The following is a 21,630-nucleotide window of genomic DNA, read 5'->3' on the forward strand; positions in this document are numbered from 1 at the left end:
TTCAGCCCTGGCTCGGGGAGAACCGACGCCACAGCAGCAGGGCTAGGACCAGGGTGAGGGCCACCGCTGCCACCTGGAGGGTCTCGCTCTGCGCGACGAAGGCGCGGACCCTGGACAGCACCGCGGGCTCGACCACCGTGACCGTGTCACTGGCGCAGACCGCCGGCTCGGCGCCGCGGCCGTAGCGCAGGCAGGCGGTGCTCTCCAGGCGCTCGCCGTCGCGCGTCCCCTCCGGCACCCGCGTGCGCAGAGTGAACACAGACTCGCCGCCCTCGGGAACGTCCACCCCCCAGGACACCACGGCACCCTCCCTCTCGCCGCCGCCGACCCCGGTCACCTCGAGTCCCTCCGGCAGGTGCTGGACGAGCAGCGCCCCCCGCAGGGGCGCACCGTGGGCGTTGGCGACCCTGGCGCGGAAGACCACCTCCTCCCCCGGCCGCGGACTCCTCTCGTCGGCGGACATCCGCAGGCTGACGAACGCGGACCGGTCCAGGCCCGCCCGCGCGGCGGTGCCCGTCACCCCGTCGGCCGACACCGGAGCCCCGACCCCGACCGCGACCATCGCCCCGGCCACCGCGACGGCGATCCTGCTCCACCAGCCCATACCACTCCCCCGATCCTCACCCATGGTCACAACAAGACAACTACGGGCAATGACCAGGGGCGAGGGGACACGCCCCGGCGGCGGTTCGTCACCGAACCGAGTCCCGGGGGCCGGTGTCACCCCTCGGGAACGATCCGCTCCACGACGGCGGCGACCAGTTCGGGCACCGAGCCCTCGGGAGCCAGGACGCCGGGAAGCGTGAGGTGCTCGGTGACCAGCTGGTTGAGGGCAAGATAGAGCAGGACGACCGCACCGCGTCCGCCGGGCATCCCGGCACGGGCGTGGAGGTCGATGTTGGCCTCCAGGTCCTCACGGACACGGCCCGTGAGCCCGCTCCGCAGTTCAGGGCGGCGCGCGGCCTCCAGTTGCAACTCCAGCAGTGCGAGGTGGACCTCGGGAGCGCGGAGCATCCGACGCACCACGCCGTGCATGAGTTCGGTGAGCCCCGCGCGGTCGCGGGACACCTCACGGACCCTCTCCCATTCCGCGGGAGCGGGCATGAAGCGCTCGTAGGCGCGGAGGCCGACCCCGGACAGCAGGGCGTCCCGGTTCGCGAAGTAGTTGGAGGCTGTGCCCATCGGCACCCCCGCGCGCGCGTCGACCGCGCGGAAGGTGAGTCCGCGCGCGCCCTCCTCGGCGAGTACGTCGATAGCCGCGTCCAGCAGCGCGGTGCGCCGCTGCGGATTTCTGACCATGTCCCTCCCGTCGCATCACCTTGACCGAACCACTCCAGCCAAAGTACTTTACTTGAAGTACTTCAATTATAGTGGTTTTGGGTTCGAGGAGGGCCATGCGCACGCTCACCTATGTCGTCGGTGTCACCCTGGACGGTTTCGTCTGCGGCCCCGACGGCTCCTTCGGCTTCTTCCCAGTCGCCCAGGGCACCGTTGAACACCTGCTGCGCGAACTCCCAGAGCTCGTGCCCACCCACGCCCGGGGCCATCTGGGGCTGGATCCGGACACGCCCAACAAGCGCTACGGCACCCTGATCCAGGGCAGGGGCAGTTACGAGGTCGGGCTGAGAGAGGGCATCACCAGCCCCTACGCCCACATGGAGCAGTACGTCTTCTCCACGGCGCTGGCGACGGACACCGATCCGGCGGTGACCGTCACCGGCACCGACCCCGTCGAGACGGTCCGTCGGCTCAAACGTGAGAAGGACGGTCTGGACCTCTGCCTGATCGGCGGCCCGACCCTGGCCGGGACCCTGCTCCCAGAGGTCGACGGGATCCTGCTCAAGCGCTACCCCGTCCTCGCCGGGGCCGGCCGACCGCTCTTCGACACCGGATTCGACCCGACCGCCTTCACACGCGTGGAGACCACCGCCTTCGACAGTGGGGCGGACTTCACCCTCTTCCGCCGCACGGCCGTGTGAGGGGCACACCCCGCGGCGCGCCCGCTCCGGGGCCGGTCACACGGTCCAGCGGTTGGTGATGGGCAGGCGGCGGTCCCGGCTGAGGTTGCGGGAGCTGATCTTGGTGCCGGGCGCGCTCTGGCGGCGCTTGTACTCGGCCCGGTCCACCAGCCTGATGACGCGGCGGACCAGATCGCGGTCGAACCCGGCGAAGACCAGTTCGGCCTCGCCCTTGTCGGTGCCCACGTAGGCGTCCAGGACCGCGTCGAGCACCTCGTAGTCGGGCAGCGAGTCGCTGTCGAGCTGGTCGGGGCGCAGCTCGGCGCTGGGCGGCTTGCTGATCGAGTTCTCCGGGATCGGCGGCACCTGGCCGCGGCGCTCGGCCTCGGCGTTGCGCCAGCGCGCCAGGTCCCACACCAGGGTCTTCCAACAGTCCTTAATGGGCGCGAACCCGCCCACGGAGTCGCCGTAGAGGGTGGAGTAGCCGGTGGCCGACTCGCTCTTGTTGCTGGTGGCCAGGACCAGGTGGCCCTCCTGGTTGGAGACGGCCATCAGCAGGGTGCCGCGCACACGGGCCTGGAGGTTCTCCGCGGCCAGGCCGCTCAGAGGAGTGTCGGCCGACGCCGATGCCCGCTCGAAGGCGGTCACCATCGGTGCGATGGCCACCGTGCGCGCGGCGAAACCCTGGCGTTTGGCGAGGTCCTCCGCGTCGGCGACCGAGTGCCCGCTGGAGTGCTCACTGGGCAGGAGCAGTCCGTGCACCCGGTCCGCGCCCACCGCGTCCACCGCGATCGTGGCGACCAGCGCGGAGTCGATGCCGCCGGAGACGGCGACGAGCACGGACGCGAAGCCGTTCTTGACCACGTAGTCGCGCAGACCCACCACCAGGGCCTGGTACACCTCACCGGTGTCGGAGAGCGGGTCGGGGCGGGGCGTCACCGTGTTGCGCCGGGGCTCGTAGGGCGCTACCGGGGTGCCGGAGAGGGTGTGGCGGACGATACGCAGCCCGTCGGCCCCGTCCGGGGCGGCGGCCGGACCGGGGTCGTGCGCCTCGGGCAGGTCGAGGTCGGCCACCAGGAGGTGCTCCTCGAACTGGGGGGCACGGGCCACGAGCTCGCCCTCGGCGTCCACCACCAGCGAGTCGCCCTCGAAGACCAGGTCGTCCTGGCCGCCGACCATGTTCACGTAGGCCAGCGCGGCCCCGATCTCCCGGGCGCGGCGCTGGCACAGGTCCAGGCGCACATCGTCCTTGTGGCGCTCGTAGGGGGAGCCGTTGAGGGAGAGGACGAGTCCGGCCCCGGCGACACGGGCCGCGGTGGCGGGCCCGCCCTCCTGCCACAGGTCCTCGCACACGACCAGGGCGACATCCACGCCATGGACGCGCACGACGGGCAGGGTGTCCCCGGGGACGAAGTTGCGGAACTCGTCGAAGACCCCGTAGTTGGGCAGGTGGTGCTTGGCCGAGGTGAGCACCACCCGGCCGCGGTGCAGGACGGCGACGGAGTTCTGGGGCGCCCCCGCGGGCTGGCCGCTGTGCCCCCCGGCACCAGAGCGGCCCTCCCGGCGCGAGAGGAAGCCCGCCACGACCGGGGTCTCCCCCAGACCCGCGCTCTCCAGGTCGGCCGCGAGTTCGCGCGTGGCGCGCACGGAGGCCGACACGAAGGAGTTGCGCAGCGCGAGGTCCTCCACCGGGTAGCCGGTGACGACCATCTCGGGCATGACCACGAGGTGGGCGCCCTCCTCCGCGGCCCGGCGCGCGGACTCCACGACGAGGCGCCGGTTCCCGGCGAGGTCGCCGACCGTGGGATTGACCTGGGCGAGTGCGATTCTCAACTGTGCCACGCCTTCGAGGGTAGCGTTCCCGCTCTCCGGGGCCGGGGGCACCTCCCCCCGGCTCCCACCAGCGGTGACGCCGTTGCGGTGCGCGCCGCCGAGGCCGGGTGTGCGCGGAAACACTCCGGAAATATGCGCGCGGCACACTGGGTCTGGGACACTGTGCCCGACGCGGCTCCGCACGGGGCGGACCGGGATCGGACACGACCGCATCGAGGAAGGTTGAACGTGAATCGACAGCAGGAATTCGTGCTCCGCACGCTGGAGGAGCGCGACATCCGGTTCGTGAGGCTGTGGTTCACCGACGTGCTCGGGTACCTCAAGTCCGTGGCCGTGGCCCCGGCCGAGCTGGAGGCGGCCTTCAGCGAGGGCATCGGGTTCGACGGTTCGGCGATCGAGGGCTTCGCCCGGGTCTACGAGGCGGACATGCTGGTCCAGCCGGACCCCTCGACCTTCCAGGTGCTGCCCTGGCGCAACGAGCCGCACGGCACCGCGCGCATGTACTGCGACATCCTGATGCCGGACGGCTCTCCGTCGCCGGCCGACCCGCGGCACGTGCTCAAGCGCCAGCTCAGCAAGGCCTCCGACCTCGGTTTCACCTTCTACACGCACCCCGAGATCGAGTTCTACCTGCTGAAGAAGTTCCCCGAGCACGGGGAGTTCCCCGAGCCCAACGACTCGGGCGGCTACTTCGACCACACGCCGCACAACAGCGCGCACGACTTCCGGCGCAGCGCCATCAACATGCTGGAGTCCATGGGCATCTCCGTGGAGTTCAGCCACCACGAGGGCGGCCCGGGCCAGCAGGAGATCGACCTGCGCTACGCGGACGCGCTCACCACCGCCGACAACGTCATGACCTTCCGGCTCGTGATGAAGGAGGTGGCGATGGAGCAGGGCGTGTACGCCACGTTCATGCCCAAGCCCTTCACGGAGTACCCGGGTTCGGGCATGCACACGCACCTGTCGCTGTTCGAGGGCGACCGCAACGCCTTCTACGAGCCGGGGGCGGAGTTCCAGCTCTCGAAGGTGGGGCGCGGGTTCATCGCGGGGCTGCTGCGGCACGCCGACGAGATCACCGCCGTCACCAACCAGTGGGTGAACTCCTACAAGCGGCTGTGGGACGACCCCGCCGCCTCCGCGGGGGCGGGCGGAGAGGCCCCCGCCTACATCTGCTGGGGCCACAACAACCGGTCGGCGCTGGTGCGGGTGCCGATGTACAAGCCGGGCAAGTCCAACTCCAGCCGGATCGAGATCCGCTCAATGGACACCGCCTGCAACCCCTACCTGGCCTACGCGGTGATCCTGGGCGCGGGCCTGAAGGGCATCGAGGAGGGCTACGAGCTTCCCCCGGGCGCCGAGGACGACGTGTGGGCGCTCACCGACGCCGAGCGCCGGGCGCTGGGGATCAAGCCGCTGCCGCAGAGCCTGGACGAGGCGCTGCGGATCATGGAGAACAGCGAGCTGGTCGCCGAGACCCTGGGCGAGCACGTGTTCGACTTCTTCCTGCGCAACAAGAAGGCGGAGTGGAACTCCTACCGCCGCCAGGTCACCCCGTACGAGCTGGCGCGCTACCTGCCCACGCTCTGAGCGGTTCCCGCGAAGAGCCCCGGACGGTGAAGGCCGACCCCGCGGGGTCGGCCTTCACCGTGTCCGCCTACCGGGGCCGGGGCACCCGGGCGAGGTGCCGTGCGGCCTCCCGGGCGCTGTAGGTGATCACCGCCGCCGTACCCGACCGCTTGTACATGGTGAGCCTCTCCACCAGGCCGGGCAAGTAGTCGACGATCAGGCGGGTACCGGAGTGGGTGAGCTGTGCCCACTCGCCGGACACGCAGAACGGCACCAGGGGCACATCGACCTGGTCGTCGCACTTCAGACGTGCGAACAGGTCGATCGTGTGCAGGGCCGGTTCGAGCAGGATCGTGTCGGCCCCCTCGTCGACCATCCTGCGTGCCACGCTCACGGCCTGCTCCGGCCGCGACGGGTGCACCCTGGAAGGAGGCACGGTCGCCCTTGGGCTCGGCGTTCATCGCGGTGCGGTACCCGTCGTACATCCGGATTGCCATGATCAGGTGCGGCATCAGGGCGACGTCACGGTGTCCGGCCTCGTCGAGGACGGTACGCACGCGCCCGGTGAGCCCATCGACCATCGCTGCCGGACCAAGGATGTCGGCACCGGCCTCGGCCTGGTGAACGGCTTGCACGCCAAGGACGTCGAGCGCCGCACCGTGGTCGTACCGCCCCTGCCGGTCGGTGAGAACGCACCCGCGCGACGCGGTGTTCGCGGGCGGACCGGGGGGGTGAGCCCCGCCTCACCGAGAGCGGAATAGGTACGGGTGGGGGTATGTTGGCAACGATCGAGGTGATGCGAAGTGGAACTCAAGCCGGAGATGATCGGTGACGCCCTCACGCGGCTGCGCCGCGCCCAGGGCCAGCTTTCCGGGGTGATCTCGATGATCGAGGAGGGCGAGGACTGCGTCGACGTGCTGCAACAGCTCGCCGCCGTGTCCAAGGCCCTGGACCGGGCCGGATTCAAGATCGTGGCCACGGGCATGCGCCACTGCGACGCGGCCCGCCAGCGCGGCGAGGAGCCGCCCATGACCGAGAAGGAGCTGGAGCGGCTGTTCCTGGCGCTCGCCTGACCCTGCCCTCCCACCTTTCGAAGGGCCCGCGCGGCGGGCCCCTCCGCCGCCGGAACAGTCCCGGGGGTGCCCCAGCGGTGCCGGGTCCGGTCCGTACCGCTCAGTTCCGGCCAGACCCGGACCTATGCCCCGGGGGTGGTCGGCGGCCGGACCGCCCCACCGTCCCCTTGCGCCCCTCCCGCCCCGGGGAATACCGCACGGCCGGAAAACGGTTGTATCCCAAGGAATGCGGCATCGGACCGGCATGCGATGATGCTGATGCCCGGCCCGTCCGGGCCTCTCACGCCAGAGGGCGCGAGACCCCATTCGTCCACACGTCCGGAGACACCCCAGGTGCTTCGAGACAGACGGAGGAAGACACACATGACCACCTCAGCCCAGAACTCCTCCGACGGGAAGACCCTGTACGGCGGAGTCACCAGCCGCCGTGTCACCGTCCGCGACCTGGCGCGCGCCAAGAAGCACGGCGAGCGCTGGCCGATGCTGACCGCCTACGACGCCCTGACCGCCCGTATCTTCGACGAGGCCGGGATCCCGGTCCTGCTCGTGGGCGACTCGGCCGCCAACGTCGTCTACGGCTACGACTCCACCGTCCCTGTCACGGTGGACGAGCTGGTCCCCCTCACCGCGGCCGTGTCCCGTTCCACCAAGCGCTCCCTCGTCGTGGCGGACCTGCCCTTCGGCTCCTACCAGGGCTCGCCCCAGCAGGCACTGGAGTCGGCGAGCCGCTTCATGAAGGAGGGCGGTGCCCAAGCCGTCAAGCTGGAGGGCGGCCACACGGTGGCCCCCCAAGTGGAGATGCTCGTGGCCGCGGGCGTCCCGGTGATGGGCCATCTGGGTCTGACGCCCCAATCCGTCAACACCCTGGGCGGCTACCGGGTGCAGGGCCGGGGCGAGGCCGCCGCCCGGCTGCTGAACGACGCCAAGGAACTGGAGCGCGCGGGTGCCTTCTCCCTCGTGCTGGAGTGCGTACCCGTCGACCTGGCCGCCCAGGTGACCGCCGAGCTGACCATCCCCACCATCGGCATCGGCGCGGGCCCGGCCACGGACGCCCAGGTGCTGGTGTGGCAGGACATGGCCGGTCTCAGCCCCAAGGTGGCCAAGTTCGTCAAGACCTACGCCGACCTGGCCGGGACCCTGCGCGAGGCCGCGGCCGGCTTCGCCGACGAGGTCGTGGGCGGCACCTTCCCCGAGGAGCGCCACTCCTACGCGAGCTGACGGACGCCGTCGCCGTCGGCTGGGCAAGGCCCGGTCGACGGCCGCGCGTCCGGGTCCGCGCCTCGCCCGGGTGCGGCCCACCCGACAAACCGAACAGAACTCGGTAGTACAGTCGCTGCGTACTCATCGCCGAAGCGGGCCGGAGCCCGCCGGGAGGACACATGCGCATCTCGATGCCGCTCCAGTACGCGGGCGACCCCAAGGCCGCCGTGGACCAGGTGGTCGAGCTGGAGAAGGCCGGTCTGGACACCGTGTGGGTGGCCGAGGTCTACGGGTTCGACAGCCCGACCCTGATGGGCTACATCGCCGCGCGCACCGAGACGGTGGAGATCGGCTCAGCCATCCTGCCGCTGTACAGCCGCACCCCGGCCCTGATGGCGATGACCGCGGCCGGACTGGACGACCTGTCCGGCGGCCGCGCCATCCTCGGCATGGGGGCCAGCGGCCCGCAGGTGATCGAGGGGTGGCACGGTGTCCCCTACACGAAACCGCTGACGCGCACCCGCGAGACGATCGAGATCTGCCGCAAGATCTGGCGGCGCGAGGAGCGCCTCACCCACGACGGCAAGGCCTTCCAACTGCCCCTGCCCCCGGACCGGGGCACCGGCCTGGGCAAGCCGCTGAAGCTCATCAACCACCCGCACCGAGCGGACATCCCCATCTACGTCGCCGCGCTCGGTGAGAAGAACGTCGCGATGACCGCGCAGATCGCCGACGGGTGGCTGCCGCACCTGTTCATCCCGGAGAAGGCCGACCTGGTGTGGGGCGATTCCCTGGCCGCGGGGAAGGCCGACCGCGACCCGGCCCTGGGCGAACTGGAGATCGCCGCCGGGGGCCTGCTCGCCGTCGGCGAGGGCGAGGAGACCAAGAAGCTCCTGGACTTCGTGCGGCCGATGATCGCACTGTACGTGGGCGGCATGGGAGCCAAGGGCAGGAACTTCTACAACTCCGTCGCCCGCCGCTACGGCTACGAGGAGGCCGCGGAGAAGATCCAGGACCTGTACCTAGACGGGCGCAAGGAGGAAGCGGCCGCGGCCGTTCCCGAGGAGTTCGTGGAGCTGACCAACATGGTCGGCCCCGAGAGCTACGTGCGCGAGCGTGTGGAGGCCTTCCGTGCGGCGGGTGTCACCCGGCTCAACGTCACCCCCCTGGGCGGCGACCCGGTGGCCCTGGTGGAGAAGGTCAAGGGCTGGCTGTCCTGACCCGGGGCGGGGCCGCGGAGCGCTTCCGCGGCCCCGCCGCCGTCAGAGCCCGGTGACGCGCAGCGCGGCGTGCGTCTTGTACCGGCGGTTGACCGCGATGAGGTTGGCGGTGAGCGCCTCGACCTGGTGGGCGTTGCGGAGCCTGCCGCCGAAGACGCCCCGGACTCCGGGGATGCGGTCGGCCAGGGCGCGCACCACGTCGGTGGCGGACCGGTCCTCACCCAGGACGAGGACGTCGAGGTCGACCTCCTCGACCTCGGGGTCGAGCAGCACCGTCGCGGACACGTGGTGGAAGGCGGCGGTGACGCGGCTCTCCGGCAGCACCTCCGCGGCCTGCTGGGCGGCGCTGCCCTCGGCGACGGGCAGAGCGTAGGGGCCGCGCTTGTCGAACCCGAGCGGGTTGACGCAGTCCACGACGATCTTGCCCGCCAGGGGCTCGGCCAGGGAGACGAGCAGGTCGCGGTGGCCCTCCCAGGGCACCGCGATGATGACGATGTCGCCCTCGGCGGCGGCGGCCGCGTTGTCCAGGCCCCGGACGTCGATCCGCGTCCGCTCGGCGGCGACCAGGTCGGCGGCGGCCGTCTCAGCTCGCTCGGCTTTGCGGGAGCCGATCACGACCGGGTTGCCCGCCAGGGCGAACCGGCGGGCCAGCCCGCGCCCCTGGTCGCCCGTGCCCCCGAGGACGGCGATGGTGGCTCCCGCGATGTCGACGCCCTCCGGCGTGGTGGTGTCAGTCATGCACCGAATCCTGCCAGAGCGCACCGGGCCGGGCCGACGGGCCGCCCCGGTGCGTCGGGGCGGGCCTCAGCGTCCCTGTTCGTCCTCGGCCTCCCAGTCCTCGTTGCGCTCGGCAGCGATCGACAGTGCGCGCGCGGCCGTGGCCTCGTCCCCGTAGGGGCCCATCCGCTGCTTGTTCGGACAGCCCGCGCCGTGTTCGACCCGCATGTGCTTCAGGCAGTACCACCAGTCGCCGTGGACGTCGTTCACCGTCGCCCGCCTCTCCCGTGTCCCTCAGCGGTCGTGGGAAACGTACCCGCCCCCGGGCTCCCCCACCACCGGCTCTCCTGGTGAACATGGGGGGCGCGGGAGACGAACTAGAATGTCTACCCATGACTACTCCGCTGGTTCCTGGGCGCATCTCGCCCCAACGTTCGGTCCCCCCGCACATCGTCCGGCCGGAGTACGTCGGCCGCAAGCACCCGGTGGAGGGGGTTCTCGGGGACGTGCAGACGCCCGAGACGATCGAGCGGATGCGCGAGGCGGGGCGGATCGCCGCCCAGGCGCTCCAGGAGGTCGGCAAGCGCGTGGAGCCGGGGGTGACCACGGACGAACTGGACCGGGTCGGCCACGAGTTCCTGCTGGACCACGGTGCCTACCCGAGCACGCTCGGCTACAAGGGCTTCCCCAAGTCTCTGTGCTCGTCGCTCAACGAGGTGATCTGCCACGGCATCCCGGACGACACCGTGGTCTCCGACGGCGACATCGTCAACATCGACATCACCGCCTACAAGGACGGCGTGCACGGTGACACCAACGCCACGTTCCTGGCCGGGGACGTGGCCGAGGAGCACCGCCTGCTGGTGGAGCGGACCCGCGAGGCGACCATGCGCGCGATCAAGGCGTGCCGCCCGGGTCGGCGGATCAACATCATCGGCCGGGTCATCGAGTCCTACGCCAAGCGCTTCGGCTACGGGGTGGTCCGCGACTTCACCGGCCACGGCGTGGGCCCCGAGTTCCACTCGGGGCTGGTGATCCCGCACTACGACGATCCGCGCGCGGACACCGTCATGGTGCCGGGGATGACCTTCACGATCGAGCCGATGATCACGCTCGGCGGGGTCGACTACGACATGTGGGACGACGGCTGGACGGCCGTGACGGCCGACCGCGCGTGGACCGCCCAGTTCGAGCACACGCTCGTGGTCACCGACTCCGGCTCGGAGATCCTCACCCTGCCCTGAGCCCGTCAGCCGTACCGCCGGCCCCGGGTGCCCGCCGCGCGTCCGGGGCTTTCGCCGTGCCCTCCGCCAGACGGCCCCATCAAAGCCCACACACAACCCATTTCGTCAATCTGGTTACAAAGCGCACATAATCGGACACGATTCGCGCATGCTCTTAGGCGTGCCGCCCGAACGGGCGGGAAGCCGACCGGCAGCACCACACGCCGGCCGACACACGAGGAGAAATCCGTATGAGCATGAAGACCGTCTCGCGAGTCCTGGTCACCGCCGTCGCGGCCCCGATGCTGGCCTTCGGCCTGCCCAGCGCCGCCTTCGCGGACAGCTTCTTCGAGGCCAACGCCACGTGGGCGGGCCCGAAGGGCGCCGGCTCCCAGAGCGTCTGCAGCGCCGCCACCGACCACGGCCACCACCACGGCCTCCTCGGCTACGGCGGCGGCTACGGCAAGAAGGGCTGCGGCGACGACTTCAAGAAGCGTCCCTGGGCTCCCGGAAGCGTGACCAACGGACTGTTCGACTAGCGCGGCGGGCGCCCCGGGCGCCCGAAGCCGTGAACCGAGCGCCGGGGGGTGAGCCGCCCCCCGGCGCTCGGGCGTTCGCATCCCCGAGAGCACGCCACCCCCGCCCGACATAGGGCACTTCACACCCCCACACCGGACTTATCCGCACTCACTTCGTCAAGTAGGTTACAAACAGTGAATAGACAACCACTTTCTGCGCATAACCTTCGACGTGACGCTCGAACGAGCAACACCAGACCGGATGCGGGAACCGGCTGTCGGACGGGAGCACAGGGCCCCCGTCGGGCCGGATCACGAACCGCCGGTCGCACACAGGGAGGAGTTCCCATGACGATGAAGACCGTCTCGCGAGTCCTGGTCACCGCCGTCGCGGCCCCGATGCTGGCTCTCGGCCTGCCCGCCGCCGCCTTCGCGGACAGCCTCTACAAGGCCAACGCCACCTTCGCCGGCCCGTACGGCGCCGGCTCGCAGAGCATCTGCAGTTTCGCGGGCGACAACCACGGCTTCGGCCACGGCTTCGGCCACGGCTTCAGCAAGAAGGGCTGCGGCGACGACTTCAAGAAGCGTCCCTGGATCCGCTAGCCGACCGGCGTCCCGGAACCCCGAGAACCGGGACCGCCACCGGGACCGGAGCAGCCGACCGCTCCGACCCCACACAGCGCCCCCCGCGTCCGACACCCGGACGCGGGGGGCGCCCACGTGTGCGCGCACCGCCGCTTCGGGGGCTAGAGTCACGCTGTGCCCACCCTCACCTCCCGCGATAAGGGGAAACACCCGCTGCGCGCCCCTCCCCGGCGCTCCCGGTCGACGCAACCGCGATGGTTCGACGACCGTCGAACCGTGGGAGAACACCGACGAAGGGGACGGTGACGGGTGGGGGACACGATGATCGAGACGCGCACGGACCGCTCGGCCGGGGCCGGGACCGCCGCGTACGCCCGCGGCGTGCGGCCCCTGGTCCGGCCGCCGCGGCTGCGGGCGGGCGACCGGGTCCGGCTGGTCGCGCCGTGCAGCCCCGTCCCCGACCCCCGGCTGAGGGCCGCCTCCGAGGTCCTGGAGGCCTGGGGGCTGCGCGTGGAACTGGCACCGCACGTGCGCGCACGGCACCCGCGCCTGCCCTACCTCGCGGGCGAGGACGCCACCCGGGCCGCCGACCTCCAGCAGGCCTGGTGCGACCCCGGCGTCGCGGCGGTGTTCTGCGTGCGCGGCGGCGACGGCGCGCACCGGACCCTGGAGCACCTGGACTTCGACGCGATGCGCGGTGCCCCGCCCAAGGCGCTGGTGGGGTTCAGCGACATCACCGCGCTGCACGAGGCGTTCGCGGTGGAACTGGGCGTGGCCACGGTGCACGGACCGGTGGTGGGGACCAAGTACTTCGTGGGCGACCCCGTCGCCCAGCAGGCCCTGTACACGGCCCTGTTCGCGCCCGAACACGGGACCGTGCTGACCTCGCCCGGAGCGCACGCCCTGGTGCCGGGTCGCGCCCGGGGGGTGACGTTCGGCGGGAACCTGAGCCTGCTCAACGACGGCCTGGCCGCCCCGTACAGCAGGCTCTCGGCGCGCGGGGGGCTGCTCATCCTGGAGGACGTCGGGGAGGACGTGGCGCGTCTGGACCGCATGCTCACCCACCTGCTGCGCACGGGGTGGCTGGAGGGGGTCGCCGGGATCGTCCTGGGCACGTGGACCGACTGCCCGCCCGGCCTGGGGGTGGTCGCCGACCTCATGCGCGACCGGCTGTCACCGCTCGGCGTCCCGGTGCTGTGGGGGCTGGAGTTCGGGCACTGCGCCGCCCAGCTCACGGTCCCGCTGGGGGTGCCCGCCGTGCTCGACGCCGAGGGCGGGGTTCTGGAGCTGGCCGTACCCGGCCTGGCATGAGCCGCCCGCACCGCCCCGGGGGCGGCACCGGCCCCGCTCACAGCAGAGTCACCTGGCAGTACCCTTCCGCCGCCTTCGCCAGACGAGCGTCTCCTGTGAACAGCGGGCAGTCGAACATCCGGGCCGAAGCGGCATAGGCGGCGTCGTATCCCGTGACACGGCCACGCAGTTCCCACATCAGAGGAAAAAGACGCCGCACACCGATCAACTCGATCTCCATGTGCTCCGCCAAGTCCTCCAGAATCCCGCGTGCGCGTTCCTCGGTGATCTTTCCACCCAAACAGAACCCCCGGACCGCGGAGAAGACCTCCACCGGCATATGCTCGGGGGCCGCCCAGGCGTGCTCCCCGGAGAGGAGCTCCCGGGCCCGCTCGCCCTCGGTTCCATCGAACGCCAGGGCGTTCACAAGAGCACTCGCGTCAACGACGACCATCAATCGCCGTCCGATTCCTCATAGATTCCATACCGTTCCGTACGATCCCGGCGTCCAGCACGGATGATCTCGGCGGCCGATACCGCTTCGCCCCTGACGCCGTCGCCGCGCCCCGCGTACCTCCGCAGTACCTGTGCGTTGCGTGAACGCCGGGCCTCGGTCTCGACCAGGTCGAGCAGATATGCCTGGAGCGACTGCCCCCGACCCTTGGCCAGACGGGCCAACTCGTCTCTGGTCTCTTCCCTGACACCTCTGATCTGCAAAGCAATCATGCATGCATGATGCATGCGATCACTATCGGCGGCCAACACGCGGCCACCGACCGGGACCTCTGCGGTGGGGACCGCCACAGGCGTGTTCCCGACATGCCCGATCCAGGAGTGGTAGTACGAAGGTGGCCGCGTTTTCTCACCGGACACCGCAGGGGGACGAGATGACCGAACAGGCACTGCGCGTGAACGAGAACGAACTGCGCCAACTCCTGGACGGGCGCTGGGCGGGCGTGCGCCAACGCGCCCGCGACCTCCTGCGCGGCGAGCGGTTCGCGCCGGTGTCGGGGCTGTCGGTGGAGGAGCACCGCGCCCGCGTCCTGGACCAGCTCAAGGCGCTGGCCGCCGAGGACATCTCCGGCTACGGCTTCCCCGAGTCGGTCGGCGGCAGCGACGACGTGGGCGCCTCCGTGGCCGCCTTCGAGATGCTGGTGGCCGATATGTCGCTCATGGTGAAGGTGGGCGTGCAGTGGGGGCTGTTCGGCGGGGCGATCCGCGCCCTGGGCACCGAACGCCACCACGCCGAGTACCTGCCCGGTGTGATGAGCGTCGACCTGCCCGGCTGCTTCGCGATGACCGAGACCGGTCGCGGTTCGGACGTGCAGCGCCTGCGCACCACGGCCGAGTACGACCCCGCCACCGAGGAGTTCACCGTCCACACGCCCGACGAGTCGGCGCGCAAGGACTACATCGGCAACGCCGCCCGCGACGGCCGCGTGGCGGTGGTCTTCGCCCAGTTGCGCACCGGCGGCCGCGGGCACGGCGTACACGCCCTGCTGGTGCCGATCCGCGACGCGCAGGGCGCCCCGATGCCCGGCGTGCGCATCGAGGACTGCGGGGCCAAGGCCGGGCTCAACGGCGTCGACAACGGCCGCCTGTGGTTCGACCGGGTACGGGTGCCGCGCGCCAACCTGCTCGACCGCTACGGCGCGGTGGCCGCCGACGGCACCTACTCCAGCCCCATCGACAACGAGAACCGCCGCTTCTTCACCATGCTCGGCACACTCGTCCGGGGCCGGATCAGCGTGGCCGGGGGCGCGGGCACGGCCGCCAAGGCCGCGCTGGCGATCGCGCTGCGCTACGCCGACACCCGGCGCCAGTTCACCCGGCCCGCCGCCGACGGCGAGCCCGAACGCGAGGTCCGCGTCCTGGACTACCTCGCCCACCAGCGCAAGCTCCTGCCCGCGCTGGCCCGCAGCTACGCCCTGCACTTCGCCCAGGAGGAGCTGGTCACCCGCCTGCACGAGCTGTCCCGCGCACCCGAGCGTGACGAACGGGCCCAGCGCGAACTGGAGTCGCGGGCCGCCGGGCTCAAGGCGGTCGCCACGTGGCACGCCACCGCCACCATCCAGACCTGCCGCGAGGCGTGCGGTGGCGCCGGATACCTTGCGGAGAACCGTATTCCCCAGCTCAAGGCCGACTCCGACATCTTCACCACGTTCGAGGGCGACAACACGGTCCTGCTCCAGCAGCTCACCAAGGGACTGCTCACCGACTTCCAGGAGTCCTTCGGAGACCTGGACCAGTTGGAGCTGGCACGGTTCATGGCGGGCCGGGTGTTCGGGGCCGTCATCGAACGCACGGCGGCCGCGCCGCTCATCGAGAGCCTGGTCTCGGCGCGTCCGGGCCGGAGCACCGAGGAGGACCTGTACAACCGGGGCTGGCAACTGGAACTGTTGGAGGACCGCGAGCGGCACGTCGTCGAGGGTCTGGCACGCCGCCTGCGACGGGCCCGCAAGGACGGCGGCGACGCGTTCGAGGTGTTCAACCGGGCCCAGGGCCACGTGCTCGCCGCGGGCCGGGCACACATGGACCGGGTGGTATTGGAGGCGTTCGTGGCGGGCATCGACCGCTGCGGCGACACCTCCACGGCCAAGCTGCTCAACCGGGTGTGCGACCTGTACGTACTCTCGGTCGTGGAGGAGGAGCGCGCCTGGTTCCTGGAGCACGAGCGGCTCTCCGCCACCAGGTCCAAGGCGGTCACCGCGGCGGTCGACGACCTGTGCCGGGGGCTGCGGCCCTACGCGGTCACACTGGTGAACGCCTTCGGCCTGCGCGACGAGTGGCTGGGGGCACCGATCGCCCTGGGCGCCGAGCACGCCCGCCAGGGCGACGCTCCCCCGGCAAGGGGCTGAGCGGGGAACCGGGCCGGGGGCGCGTACCCAGGCCCGGGGCCGCACCGGCCACGGCACCTCCTGCGGGCCGGAAACGCCGGTCAGGCTCCGGCGACCGTGTCGAGGGGGCCGCTGTCGCCGGGGGCGCTCTCACCGCGCAGGCGCGCGGGCTCCCACCACCACCAGTGCGAGTCCGGCACCCAGGCAGGCACGTCCCCGTCGGCACGGGTGTCGGCGGCGGCCTCGGCCAGCGCCTCGTCGATGCGCGGCAGCGCCTCCAGGTCGCCCGGCCGCAGGAAGACCTCCCAGTCGACGAACTCCTCGCCCAGCAGTTGCAGCATGGACCGCCGCCAGCAGGCCGGGCGGTAGCCCTCGTGGCGGCCGTGCTCGGCCGCGGTCTGGCTGCGCACCACGTACAGCCCGAGGCGGTCGGGGTTGCTGCCCGAGGCCAGGAGTCCGGCCAGCCGGCCGGCGAAGTCTCGGCCGGCCGGGGAGCGGCGTTCGGGGCGCGTGGTGGCCCGGTACAGGTCCAGCAGCGCGGCGAAGGCGTCGTCGATCAGTGCGTCGCGGTCCCGGCGCCGCTGCGCGCTCTCCTCGAAGGCTTCCAGTGCCCTCCCGGCGAGGCCGGGCAGGTCCCTGTCAGCGTCCGCCCGCATGGTCGCACCACCTGTCCCATCGACTCTCCGACCGATATCCGTGCCGGGTCGGGCCCGGCCCCTTCGATGATAGACACCGGCCCGGCGGCACAGGAATCGGACCGGTTCGGGGCCCCGGCGGCCGAACCGGTGCCCCTCTGACGGAAATGGCCGGAAGCGGCCACGGAGAGCGTGACCGGGGTCTCTGGTAACAGAGGGTTCCCGCGATAGTTTGGCGCGGTGAATACCTCCCAAGATCAGAACACGGCCGACGACCCACCCCCCGGTGCGGAAGAGACCGATGCCGAAAGCCCCGGTGCGGTCAAGGGGACCGACGCCGGTGCGGCCTTCCTCAGCGGCGCGCCCGCCCCGGCCGGAACCCCCGGGATCCTCTCCGCTGAGACCCTCAGTGTGGCCGGAGTGCTGTTCCTGGCCCCCGTCCTGTTCAGCAGCCGCGTCTTCCAACTGTTCGGCTGGTTCGTCCTCACCGACACCGGAGCCGAGCAGCCGGCCCTCATCAGCGCGGAGATCGCGGTCGCGGGCGGGACCGGCGCCCTGGCCGTACTGTCGGCTGCGGTCTCCCTGGTGCTCAGCGGCACCCGCACCCGCGCCTGGGCCCGCTGGACCGCCGCCGCGACGGTCCTCGTGGGCCTGGTGGCGCTGGTGGCCTCCCTCATCACCTTCGTGAACGTGCCGTCCGGGTCCTGACCTGCGACGGCGTCCCGATCGGCGGCCCCGCGAGAAGAGTTCGGCGGCCGTGTCGATCAGCAGCACCCCCGTTCGTCCCGGGGATGGACTCATCCGTGCCGGTGTCCTGCTCGCCCGGATGGGGCGAAGGCGGGAGGCCCGAGCCATGCCGGGACGCGCGGTGGAGCCGTGCGGCGACGAGCGCGGGCTGGGCACCCCGGAGGGCAAGATCGCCGCTCTGGGCCGAGGGGCCGCTCACACCGGTGCGACGGGTCCTACGCCGGGGGTGACGGTGACCGCCGCAGTCCCCGGAGGAGCAGCGCGATCAGGCGGCGCGGGTCGTAGCGGGGATCGCTGCCGTGTCCGACGCAGAGGTTGCCGATGCCGCGCATCAGTGCGTAGGCCTCCGTGTCGGGCCTGATCTCCCCGGATTCGACCGCGGCACCGAGCAGCCGCGCGCAGACGGGGACCAGGCGGTCGAGGAAGTAGTCGTGCAGCGCGGCGAAGCCGCCGCTGTCCGACCGCAGCGCGTCGGCGAGCCCGTGCTTGGTGACCAGGAAGTCGACGAAGAGGTCGACCCACTGCCGCAGGGCCTCGAACGGCGAGTCGGTGTCGGCGAGCAGTCGCGGACCGGCCTCGGCGCAGGCGTCGACCTGGTGCCGGTAGACCGCGACGACGAGGTCGGCCCGTGTCGGGAAGTGGCGGTAGACCGTCCCCATGCCGACGCCCGCCCTGGCCGCGATCTCCCGTATCGGCGCGTCGACGCCGGAGGTGACGAACACCGCGGCGGCGGCGTCGAGCAGCTTCGCCTGGTTGCGCCGCGCGTCGGCCCGCTTGCCTCGGACCGACGCCTCCCCGGGCCGACTCGTACCGGTCACGGTGTGCTCCCCCCTTGGGTGTCTCTCAGCGGAACACTACTCCGCTTGAAAAGCGGAGCGCTGTTCCGTATGTTAATCGGAACGATGCTCCGTTTTTTGTCGCCGCGGGGCCCGAAAGGAAAGAGCCGCCATGAACCCGTCGACGTACACGTCCGGTACCGCCGGACCGCCCTCCCCCGTCCTCTCGGTCGCCCCGGTCGTGCTGCCGGTCCCCGGCCGCCCCGTCGACCTGGAGGTACGCGTCTCCACACCCGTGGCCGGGGACGACCTGCCGGTCCTCCTCCTCTCGCACGGGCAGGGCTTCTCGCGCCACCTCTCCTCACTCCACGGCTACGCGCCGCTCGCGAACCGCTGGGCGGCTCGGGGTTTCGTGGTCGTCCAGCCCACACACCTGAGTTCGACGACACTGTCCGGGGTCCTCCCCCCGGACAACCCCGAGGGGCCGATGTACTGGCGGTCACGTGCCGAGGACATGACGCACGTCCTCGACCGGCTGGACCTGATCGAGGCCCTCGTCCCGCAGCTCCACGGACGCGTGGACCACAGCAGGGTCGCGGTCGCCGGGCACTCGATGGGCGGGCACACCGCGAGTCTGCTGCTGGGCGCGCGGCTCACCGACCCCCTCGACGGAACGGAGGCGGACCTGGCCGAGCCCCGGATCGGGGCCGGGGTGCTGCTCGCCGCGACCGGCAGGGGCGGTGACGCGGTCACCGGATTCGTGGCGGAGAACTACCCGTTCCTCCAGACCACGGACTTCTCCCGGATGACGGCACCCGCGCTGGTGGTCGCCGGGGACAAGGACGCCTCCGCGCACCTCACCGTCCGAGGACCGGAGTGGCACGCCGATCCGTACTTCCTGGCCCCTGCGCCCAAGTCCCTGCTCACCCTGTTCGGCGCCGAGCACGGGCTCGGCGGGGTCTCCGGGTACGACGTCGCCGAGACCACGGACGAGAGCCCGGAGCGGGTGGCGGCGATCGCTGAACTGACCTGCTCCTACCTGCGCAGCGCGCTCTACCCTGGGGACACCGCCTGGCAGGAGGCGTGCCGTGCGCTGGCGGCCGACCCGGACCCGCTCGGGCGGGTCGAGTCGAAATAGGCTTGTCCCGGGGTGGTCCCGATTACGGGTCCCGCCCCGGGTACCGGCGGCTACCAGACCCGGGAGGCCATGGCCCTCGCGGTGTCGACCGCCTCGGCGACGGGCATGCGCGTCAGCGGCCCGTGTCCGGGCAGCAGGAGGTCGGCGTCCAGGCCGGCGATGGCGTCCAAGGAGGCCAGCATGGCCTCGCGGTCGTGGTGGAAGATCGACGGCAGCGGCTGGGGCCCCTCCAGGCGGGAGATGGCGTGCCCGGTGACGAGGGTGTCCCCCGTGACCACCGCGCCCGCCTCGGGCAGGTGGTAGCAACTGTGGCCGGAGGTGTGGCCGGGGGTGAACACCGGAACGGGCCTGCCCGGAAGGTCCAGCGGACCCTCCTCCCGCGGGAAGGGGAGGGCCTTCACGGGCTCCTTGCTGGTACCGCCCGCCTTCAGGACGTGCAGGGTCCAGGAGAGCACGCCCGGCCGCCACGCCTGGGACAGGATCGTGGCGGGGGTGACCTGCTGCACGTACTCGCGGGCAGCGTGCGCCACCTCGCGCCCGTCCGTGTACACGGGGGTGCCGTAGCGTTCGGTGAAGCGGGGCAGCGACCCGATGTGGTCGACGTGGGCGTGGGTGACCAGGATCCCCCGCACGTCCTCGGGCCGGTGCCCGATGTGGCGGATGGACTCCTCCAGCGCGTCGATGTCGCCGGGGTAGCCGCCGTCGATGAGGGTGAGGTCCTCGCCCTCCTCCAGGATCACCCAGTTCACGTGGGCACCGCCGACGAAATGGACACCCTCGGTGGCCTCGACCACCGCACCCGAACTCGCTGACACGACTCTCCCGACTCCGAAACCGACAGTGTGAACGGGGCCGCTCAAGCCCGGCACAAACGTAGCAGTAACACCGCGTCCGGGCCCGTGGAGCGTTCCGCCCCACGGGCCCGCCCCGGCCCGGTCGAACCGCGCGGCCTCCGTCCGGCACGGCCCCTTCCAGGTCGCTGGAAGGTCAGGCCACGCGGTCGATGACCAGCGGGACGGCCGCGAAATCCGTTTCGCGTCCGATGTCGAACGCGCCCTCCAGTACCGCCTCGGCCCGGTCGAACCGCGCGGCCTCGTCTGCGTGCAGGGTGAACAGCGGCTCACCCGCCCCGACCGGCTCCCCCGGCTTGGCGTGCAGCACCACTCCCGCGCCGAAGGACACCGCGTCCTCCTTGCGGGCGCGCCCGGCGCCCAGCCGCCACGCCGCGAGCCCCACACGGTAGGCGTCCAGCCGGGTGAGGGTCCCCGAGACGGGTGCGGACACCGTCCTGGTCTCGGCCGCCTCGGGCAGCGGCGCGTCGGGGTCACCGCCCTGGGCGCGGACGAGCACCCGCCACGAGGCCAGGGCGCTGCCGTCGGCGAGCGCCTCGGCCGGATCCTTGACGCCGCCGCGGCCCGGTGTGAGCCCGGCCGCGGCGAGCATCTCGCGGGCCAGTGCCACGGTCAGCTCCACCACGTCGGCCGGTCCGCCGCCGGAGAGCACCTCGACGGCCTCGGCGACCTCCAGGGCGTTGCCCACGGTGCGGCCCAGCGGCGCGGCCATGTCGGTGAGCAGCGCGACGGTGCGCACGCCGTGGCCGGTGCCGATGCCGACCATCGTGCGCGCCAGTTCACGGGCGGAGTCCAGGTCCTTCATGAACGCGCCGGAGCCGACCTTGACGTCCAGGACGAGGGCACCGGTGCCCTCGGCGATCTTCTTGCTCATGATGGAGGCGGCGATCATCGGGATCGACTCGACGGTGCCGGTGACGTCGCGCAGCGCGTACAGCTTGCGGTCGGCGGGGGCCAGCCCGGGGCCGGCCGCGCAGATCACGCCTCCGGTGTCGGTGAGCACGGTGCGCATCTCACCGGTGGAGAGCGAGGCCCGCCAGCCGGGGATCGACTCCATCTTGTCCAGGGTGCCGCCGGTGTGCCCCAGCCCCCTGCCCGACAGTTGCGGTACGGCGGCGCCGCAGGCGGCGACGGTGGGGGTCAGGGGCAGGGTGATCTTGTCGCCCACCCCTCCGGTGGAGTGCTTGTCGACGGTCGGCCGTCCCAGGCCGGTGAAGTCCAGCCGCTCCCCCGAGGCCAGCATCGCCTCGGTCCAGCGGCCCACCTCGGCAGCGGTCATCCCGCGCAGCAGGACCGCCATGGCCAGGGCCGACATCTGCTCCTCGGCGACCTCGCCCCGGGTGTAGGCGCCGACCACCCAGTCGATCTGCTCGGGAGTGAGCTCTCCCCCGTCGCGTTTGGCACGGATGACGTCGACGGCGTCCATGTCGCTCCTTCCACACGGGAGGGCGGCCCAGGAA

General features: G+C 71.7%; 24 protein-coding genes and 1 pseudogene. 12 read left to right on the forward strand and 13 right to left on the reverse strand.

What is annotated here, in order from left to right:
- Position 1 precedes the first annotated feature (1 nt).
- Both B042_RS0119125 and B042_RS0119130 read right to left on the reverse strand, forming a co-directional pair.
- Entirely contained in the window at positions 2–628 is a 627-nt protein-coding gene (locus tag B042_RS0119125; protein WP_036555673.1) for a hypothetical protein, read from the reverse strand.
- Between the two features lie 92 nt (positions 629–720).
- Positions 721–1,299 carry a TetR/AcrR family transcriptional regulator gene (locus tag B042_RS0119130; protein WP_028649694.1) on the reverse strand — a complete coding sequence of 193 codons (579 nt, stop codon included), beginning with the start codon at positions 1,297–1,299 and terminating at the stop codon, positions 721–723.
- A gap of 95 nt (positions 1,300–1,394) precedes the next feature.
- Between B042_RS0119130 and B042_RS0119135 the strand changes: the two genes are divergently transcribed.
- Positions 1,395–1,979, forward strand: coding sequence for a dihydrofolate reductase family protein (locus B042_RS0119135; protein WP_028649695.1), 585 nt, complete (start codon positions 1,395–1,397; stop codon positions 1,977–1,979).
- A gap of 36 nt (positions 1,980–2,015) precedes the next feature.
- Here the strand turns inward: B042_RS0119135 and B042_RS0119140 are convergent, their stop codons facing one another.
- Positions 2,016–3,800, reverse strand: coding sequence for an NAD+ synthase (locus B042_RS0119140; protein ID WP_028649696.1), 1,785 nt, complete (start codon positions 3,798–3,800; stop codon positions 2,016–2,018).
- Positions 3,801–4,019: 219 nt separating this feature from the next.
- Here B042_RS0119140 and B042_RS0119145 point away from each other — a divergent pair, with 219 nt between their 5' ends.
- Entirely contained in the window at positions 4,020–5,381 is a 1,362-nt protein-coding gene (locus B042_RS0119145; protein WP_028649697.1) for a glutamine synthetase family protein, read from the forward strand.
- Between the two features lie 67 nt (positions 5,382–5,448).
- Here the strand turns inward: B042_RS0119145 and B042_RS0119150 are convergent, their stop codons facing one another.
- Both B042_RS0119150 and B042_RS27150 read right to left on the reverse strand, forming a co-directional pair.
- Complete coding sequence (locus B042_RS0119150; RefSeq protein ID WP_051415799.1) at positions 5,449–5,754, reverse strand: hypothetical protein; 306 nt, start codon at positions 5,752–5,754, stop codon at positions 5,449–5,451.
- A 43-nt stretch (positions 5,755–5,797) separates the two neighbouring features.
- A pseudogene (locus B042_RS27150) lies at positions 5,798–5,995 on the reverse strand (porphobilinogen synthase); the annotation flags it as partial.
- A gap of 186 nt (positions 5,996–6,181) precedes the next feature.
- Here B042_RS27150 and B042_RS0119160 point away from each other — a divergent pair.
- The 3 genes from B042_RS0119160 (at position 6,182) to B042_RS0119170 (ending at position 8,853) form a co-directional block, all read left to right on the forward strand.
- Complete coding sequence (locus B042_RS0119160; RefSeq protein WP_369797736.1) at positions 6,182–6,433, forward strand: metal-sensitive transcriptional regulator; 252 nt, start codon at positions 6,182–6,184, stop codon at positions 6,431–6,433.
- A gap of 363 nt (positions 6,434–6,796) precedes the next feature.
- Complete coding sequence (gene panB / locus B042_RS0119165) at positions 6,797–7,651, forward strand: 3-methyl-2-oxobutanoate hydroxymethyltransferase (protein ID WP_028649701.1); 855 nt, start codon at positions 6,797–6,799, stop codon at positions 7,649–7,651.
- 161 nt (positions 7,652–7,812) lie between these two features.
- Positions 7,813–8,853 carry an LLM class F420-dependent oxidoreductase gene (locus B042_RS0119170; protein WP_028649702.1) on the forward strand — a complete coding sequence of 347 codons (1,041 nt, stop codon included), beginning with the start codon at positions 7,813–7,815 and terminating at the stop codon, positions 8,851–8,853.
- Between the two features lie 42 nt (positions 8,854–8,895).
- On the opposite strand, the gene npdG is transcribed toward B042_RS0119170, so the two are convergent.
- Complete coding sequence (gene npdG / locus B042_RS0119175) at positions 8,896–9,591, reverse strand: NADPH-dependent F420 reductase (RefSeq protein WP_028649703.1); 696 nt, start codon at positions 9,589–9,591, stop codon at positions 8,896–8,898.
- 66 nt (positions 9,592–9,657) lie between these two features.
- Entirely contained in the window at positions 9,658–9,840 is a 183-nt protein-coding gene (locus B042_RS0119180; protein ID WP_028649704.1) for a hypothetical protein, read from the reverse strand.
- Positions 9,841–9,962: 122 nt separating this feature from the next.
- On the opposite strand from B042_RS0119180, the gene map reads away from it, so the two are divergent.
- The 4 genes from map (at position 9,963) to B042_RS0119200 (ending at position 13,207) form a co-directional block, all read left to right on the forward strand.
- Positions 9,963–10,814, forward strand: a complete 852-nt coding sequence (gene map / locus B042_RS0119185; RefSeq protein ID WP_081748887.1) for a type I methionyl aminopeptidase — start codon at positions 9,963–9,965, stop codon at positions 10,812–10,814.
- A gap of 230 nt (positions 10,815–11,044) precedes the next feature.
- A complete protein-coding gene (locus tag B042_RS24540) occupies positions 11,045–11,332 on the forward strand; it encodes a hypothetical protein (RefSeq protein WP_051415802.1) in 288 nt (95 codons plus the stop codon).
- Between the two features lie 327 nt (positions 11,333–11,659).
- Positions 11,660–11,914: a hypothetical protein gene (locus B042_RS23880; RefSeq protein ID WP_036555628.1), complete on the forward strand. Its 255-nt coding sequence runs from the start codon at positions 11,660–11,662 to the stop codon at positions 11,912–11,914.
- 303 nt (positions 11,915–12,217) lie between these two features.
- Positions 12,218–13,207, forward strand: a complete 990-nt coding sequence (locus tag B042_RS0119200; RefSeq protein ID WP_036555678.1) for an LD-carboxypeptidase — start codon at positions 12,218–12,220, stop codon at positions 13,205–13,207.
- A 37-nt stretch (positions 13,208–13,244) separates the two neighbouring features.
- Here B042_RS0119200 and B042_RS0119205 read toward each other — a convergent pair whose 3' ends face one another.
- Both B042_RS0119205 and B042_RS0119210 read right to left on the reverse strand, forming a co-directional pair.
- On the reverse strand, positions 13,245–13,640 hold the full coding sequence (locus B042_RS0119205) for a type II toxin-antitoxin system VapC family toxin (protein ID WP_036555631.1): 396 nt from the start codon (positions 13,638–13,640) through the stop codon (positions 13,245–13,247).
- On the reverse strand, positions 13,640–13,912 hold the full coding sequence (locus B042_RS0119210) for a hypothetical protein (RefSeq protein ID WP_028649708.1): 273 nt from the start codon (positions 13,910–13,912) through the stop codon (positions 13,640–13,642). Before B042_RS0119210 ends, B042_RS0119205 begins: the two co-directional genes overlap by 1 nt.
- Before the next feature lie 161 nt (positions 13,913–14,073).
- Here B042_RS0119210 and B042_RS0119215 point away from each other — a divergent pair, with 161 nt between their 5' ends.
- Positions 14,074–16,044 (forward strand): acyl-CoA dehydrogenase, encoded by a 1,971-nt coding sequence (locus B042_RS0119215; RefSeq protein ID WP_028649709.1) that lies wholly within the window; start codon positions 14,074–14,076, stop codon positions 16,042–16,044.
- A gap of 80 nt (positions 16,045–16,124) precedes the next feature.
- On the opposite strand, the gene B042_RS0119220 is transcribed toward B042_RS0119215, so the two are convergent.
- The gene (locus B042_RS0119220) at positions 16,125–16,679 is read right to left on the reverse strand and encodes a hypothetical protein (protein WP_028649710.1); all 555 of its coding nucleotides are present in this window, start codon (positions 16,677–16,679) and stop codon (positions 16,125–16,127) included.
- Positions 16,680–16,898: 219 nt separating this feature from the next.
- Here B042_RS0119220 and B042_RS25930 point away from each other — a divergent pair, with 219 nt between their 5' ends.
- The gene (locus B042_RS25930; RefSeq protein WP_028649711.1) at positions 16,899–17,366 is read left to right on the forward strand and encodes a hypothetical protein; all 468 of its coding nucleotides are present in this window, start codon (positions 16,899–16,901) and stop codon (positions 17,364–17,366) included.
- A gap of 254 nt (positions 17,367–17,620) precedes the next feature.
- Here the strand turns inward: B042_RS25930 and B042_RS0119230 are convergent, their stop codons facing one another.
- Complete coding sequence (locus B042_RS0119230) at positions 17,621–18,223, reverse strand: TetR/AcrR family transcriptional regulator (protein WP_028649712.1); 603 nt, start codon at positions 18,221–18,223, stop codon at positions 17,621–17,623.
- A 130-nt stretch (positions 18,224–18,353) separates the two neighbouring features.
- Between B042_RS0119230 and B042_RS0119235 the strand changes: the two genes are divergently transcribed.
- Positions 18,354–19,319: an alpha/beta hydrolase-fold protein gene (locus tag B042_RS0119235; RefSeq protein ID WP_028649713.1), complete on the forward strand. Its 966-nt coding sequence runs from the start codon at positions 18,354–18,356 to the stop codon at positions 19,317–19,319.
- Between the two features lie 50 nt (positions 19,320–19,369).
- Here B042_RS0119235 and B042_RS0119240 read toward each other — a convergent pair whose 3' ends face one another.
- Both B042_RS0119240 and B042_RS0119245 read right to left on the reverse strand, forming a co-directional pair.
- Positions 19,370–20,134 (reverse strand): MBL fold metallo-hydrolase, encoded by a 765-nt coding sequence (locus tag B042_RS0119240; RefSeq protein WP_081748890.1) that lies wholly within the window; start codon positions 20,132–20,134, stop codon positions 19,370–19,372.
- A 172-nt stretch (positions 20,135–20,306) separates the two neighbouring features.
- Positions 20,307–21,596 (reverse strand): thymidine phosphorylase, encoded by a 1,290-nt coding sequence (locus B042_RS0119245; RefSeq protein WP_028649715.1) that lies wholly within the window; start codon positions 21,594–21,596, stop codon positions 20,307–20,309.
- Positions 21,597–21,630 lie beyond the last annotated feature (34 nt).

Source organism: Nocardiopsis sp. CNT312, from assembly GCF_000515115.1.
Lineage (GTDB): Bacteria > Actinomycetota > Actinomycetes > Streptosporangiales > Streptosporangiaceae > Nocardiopsis.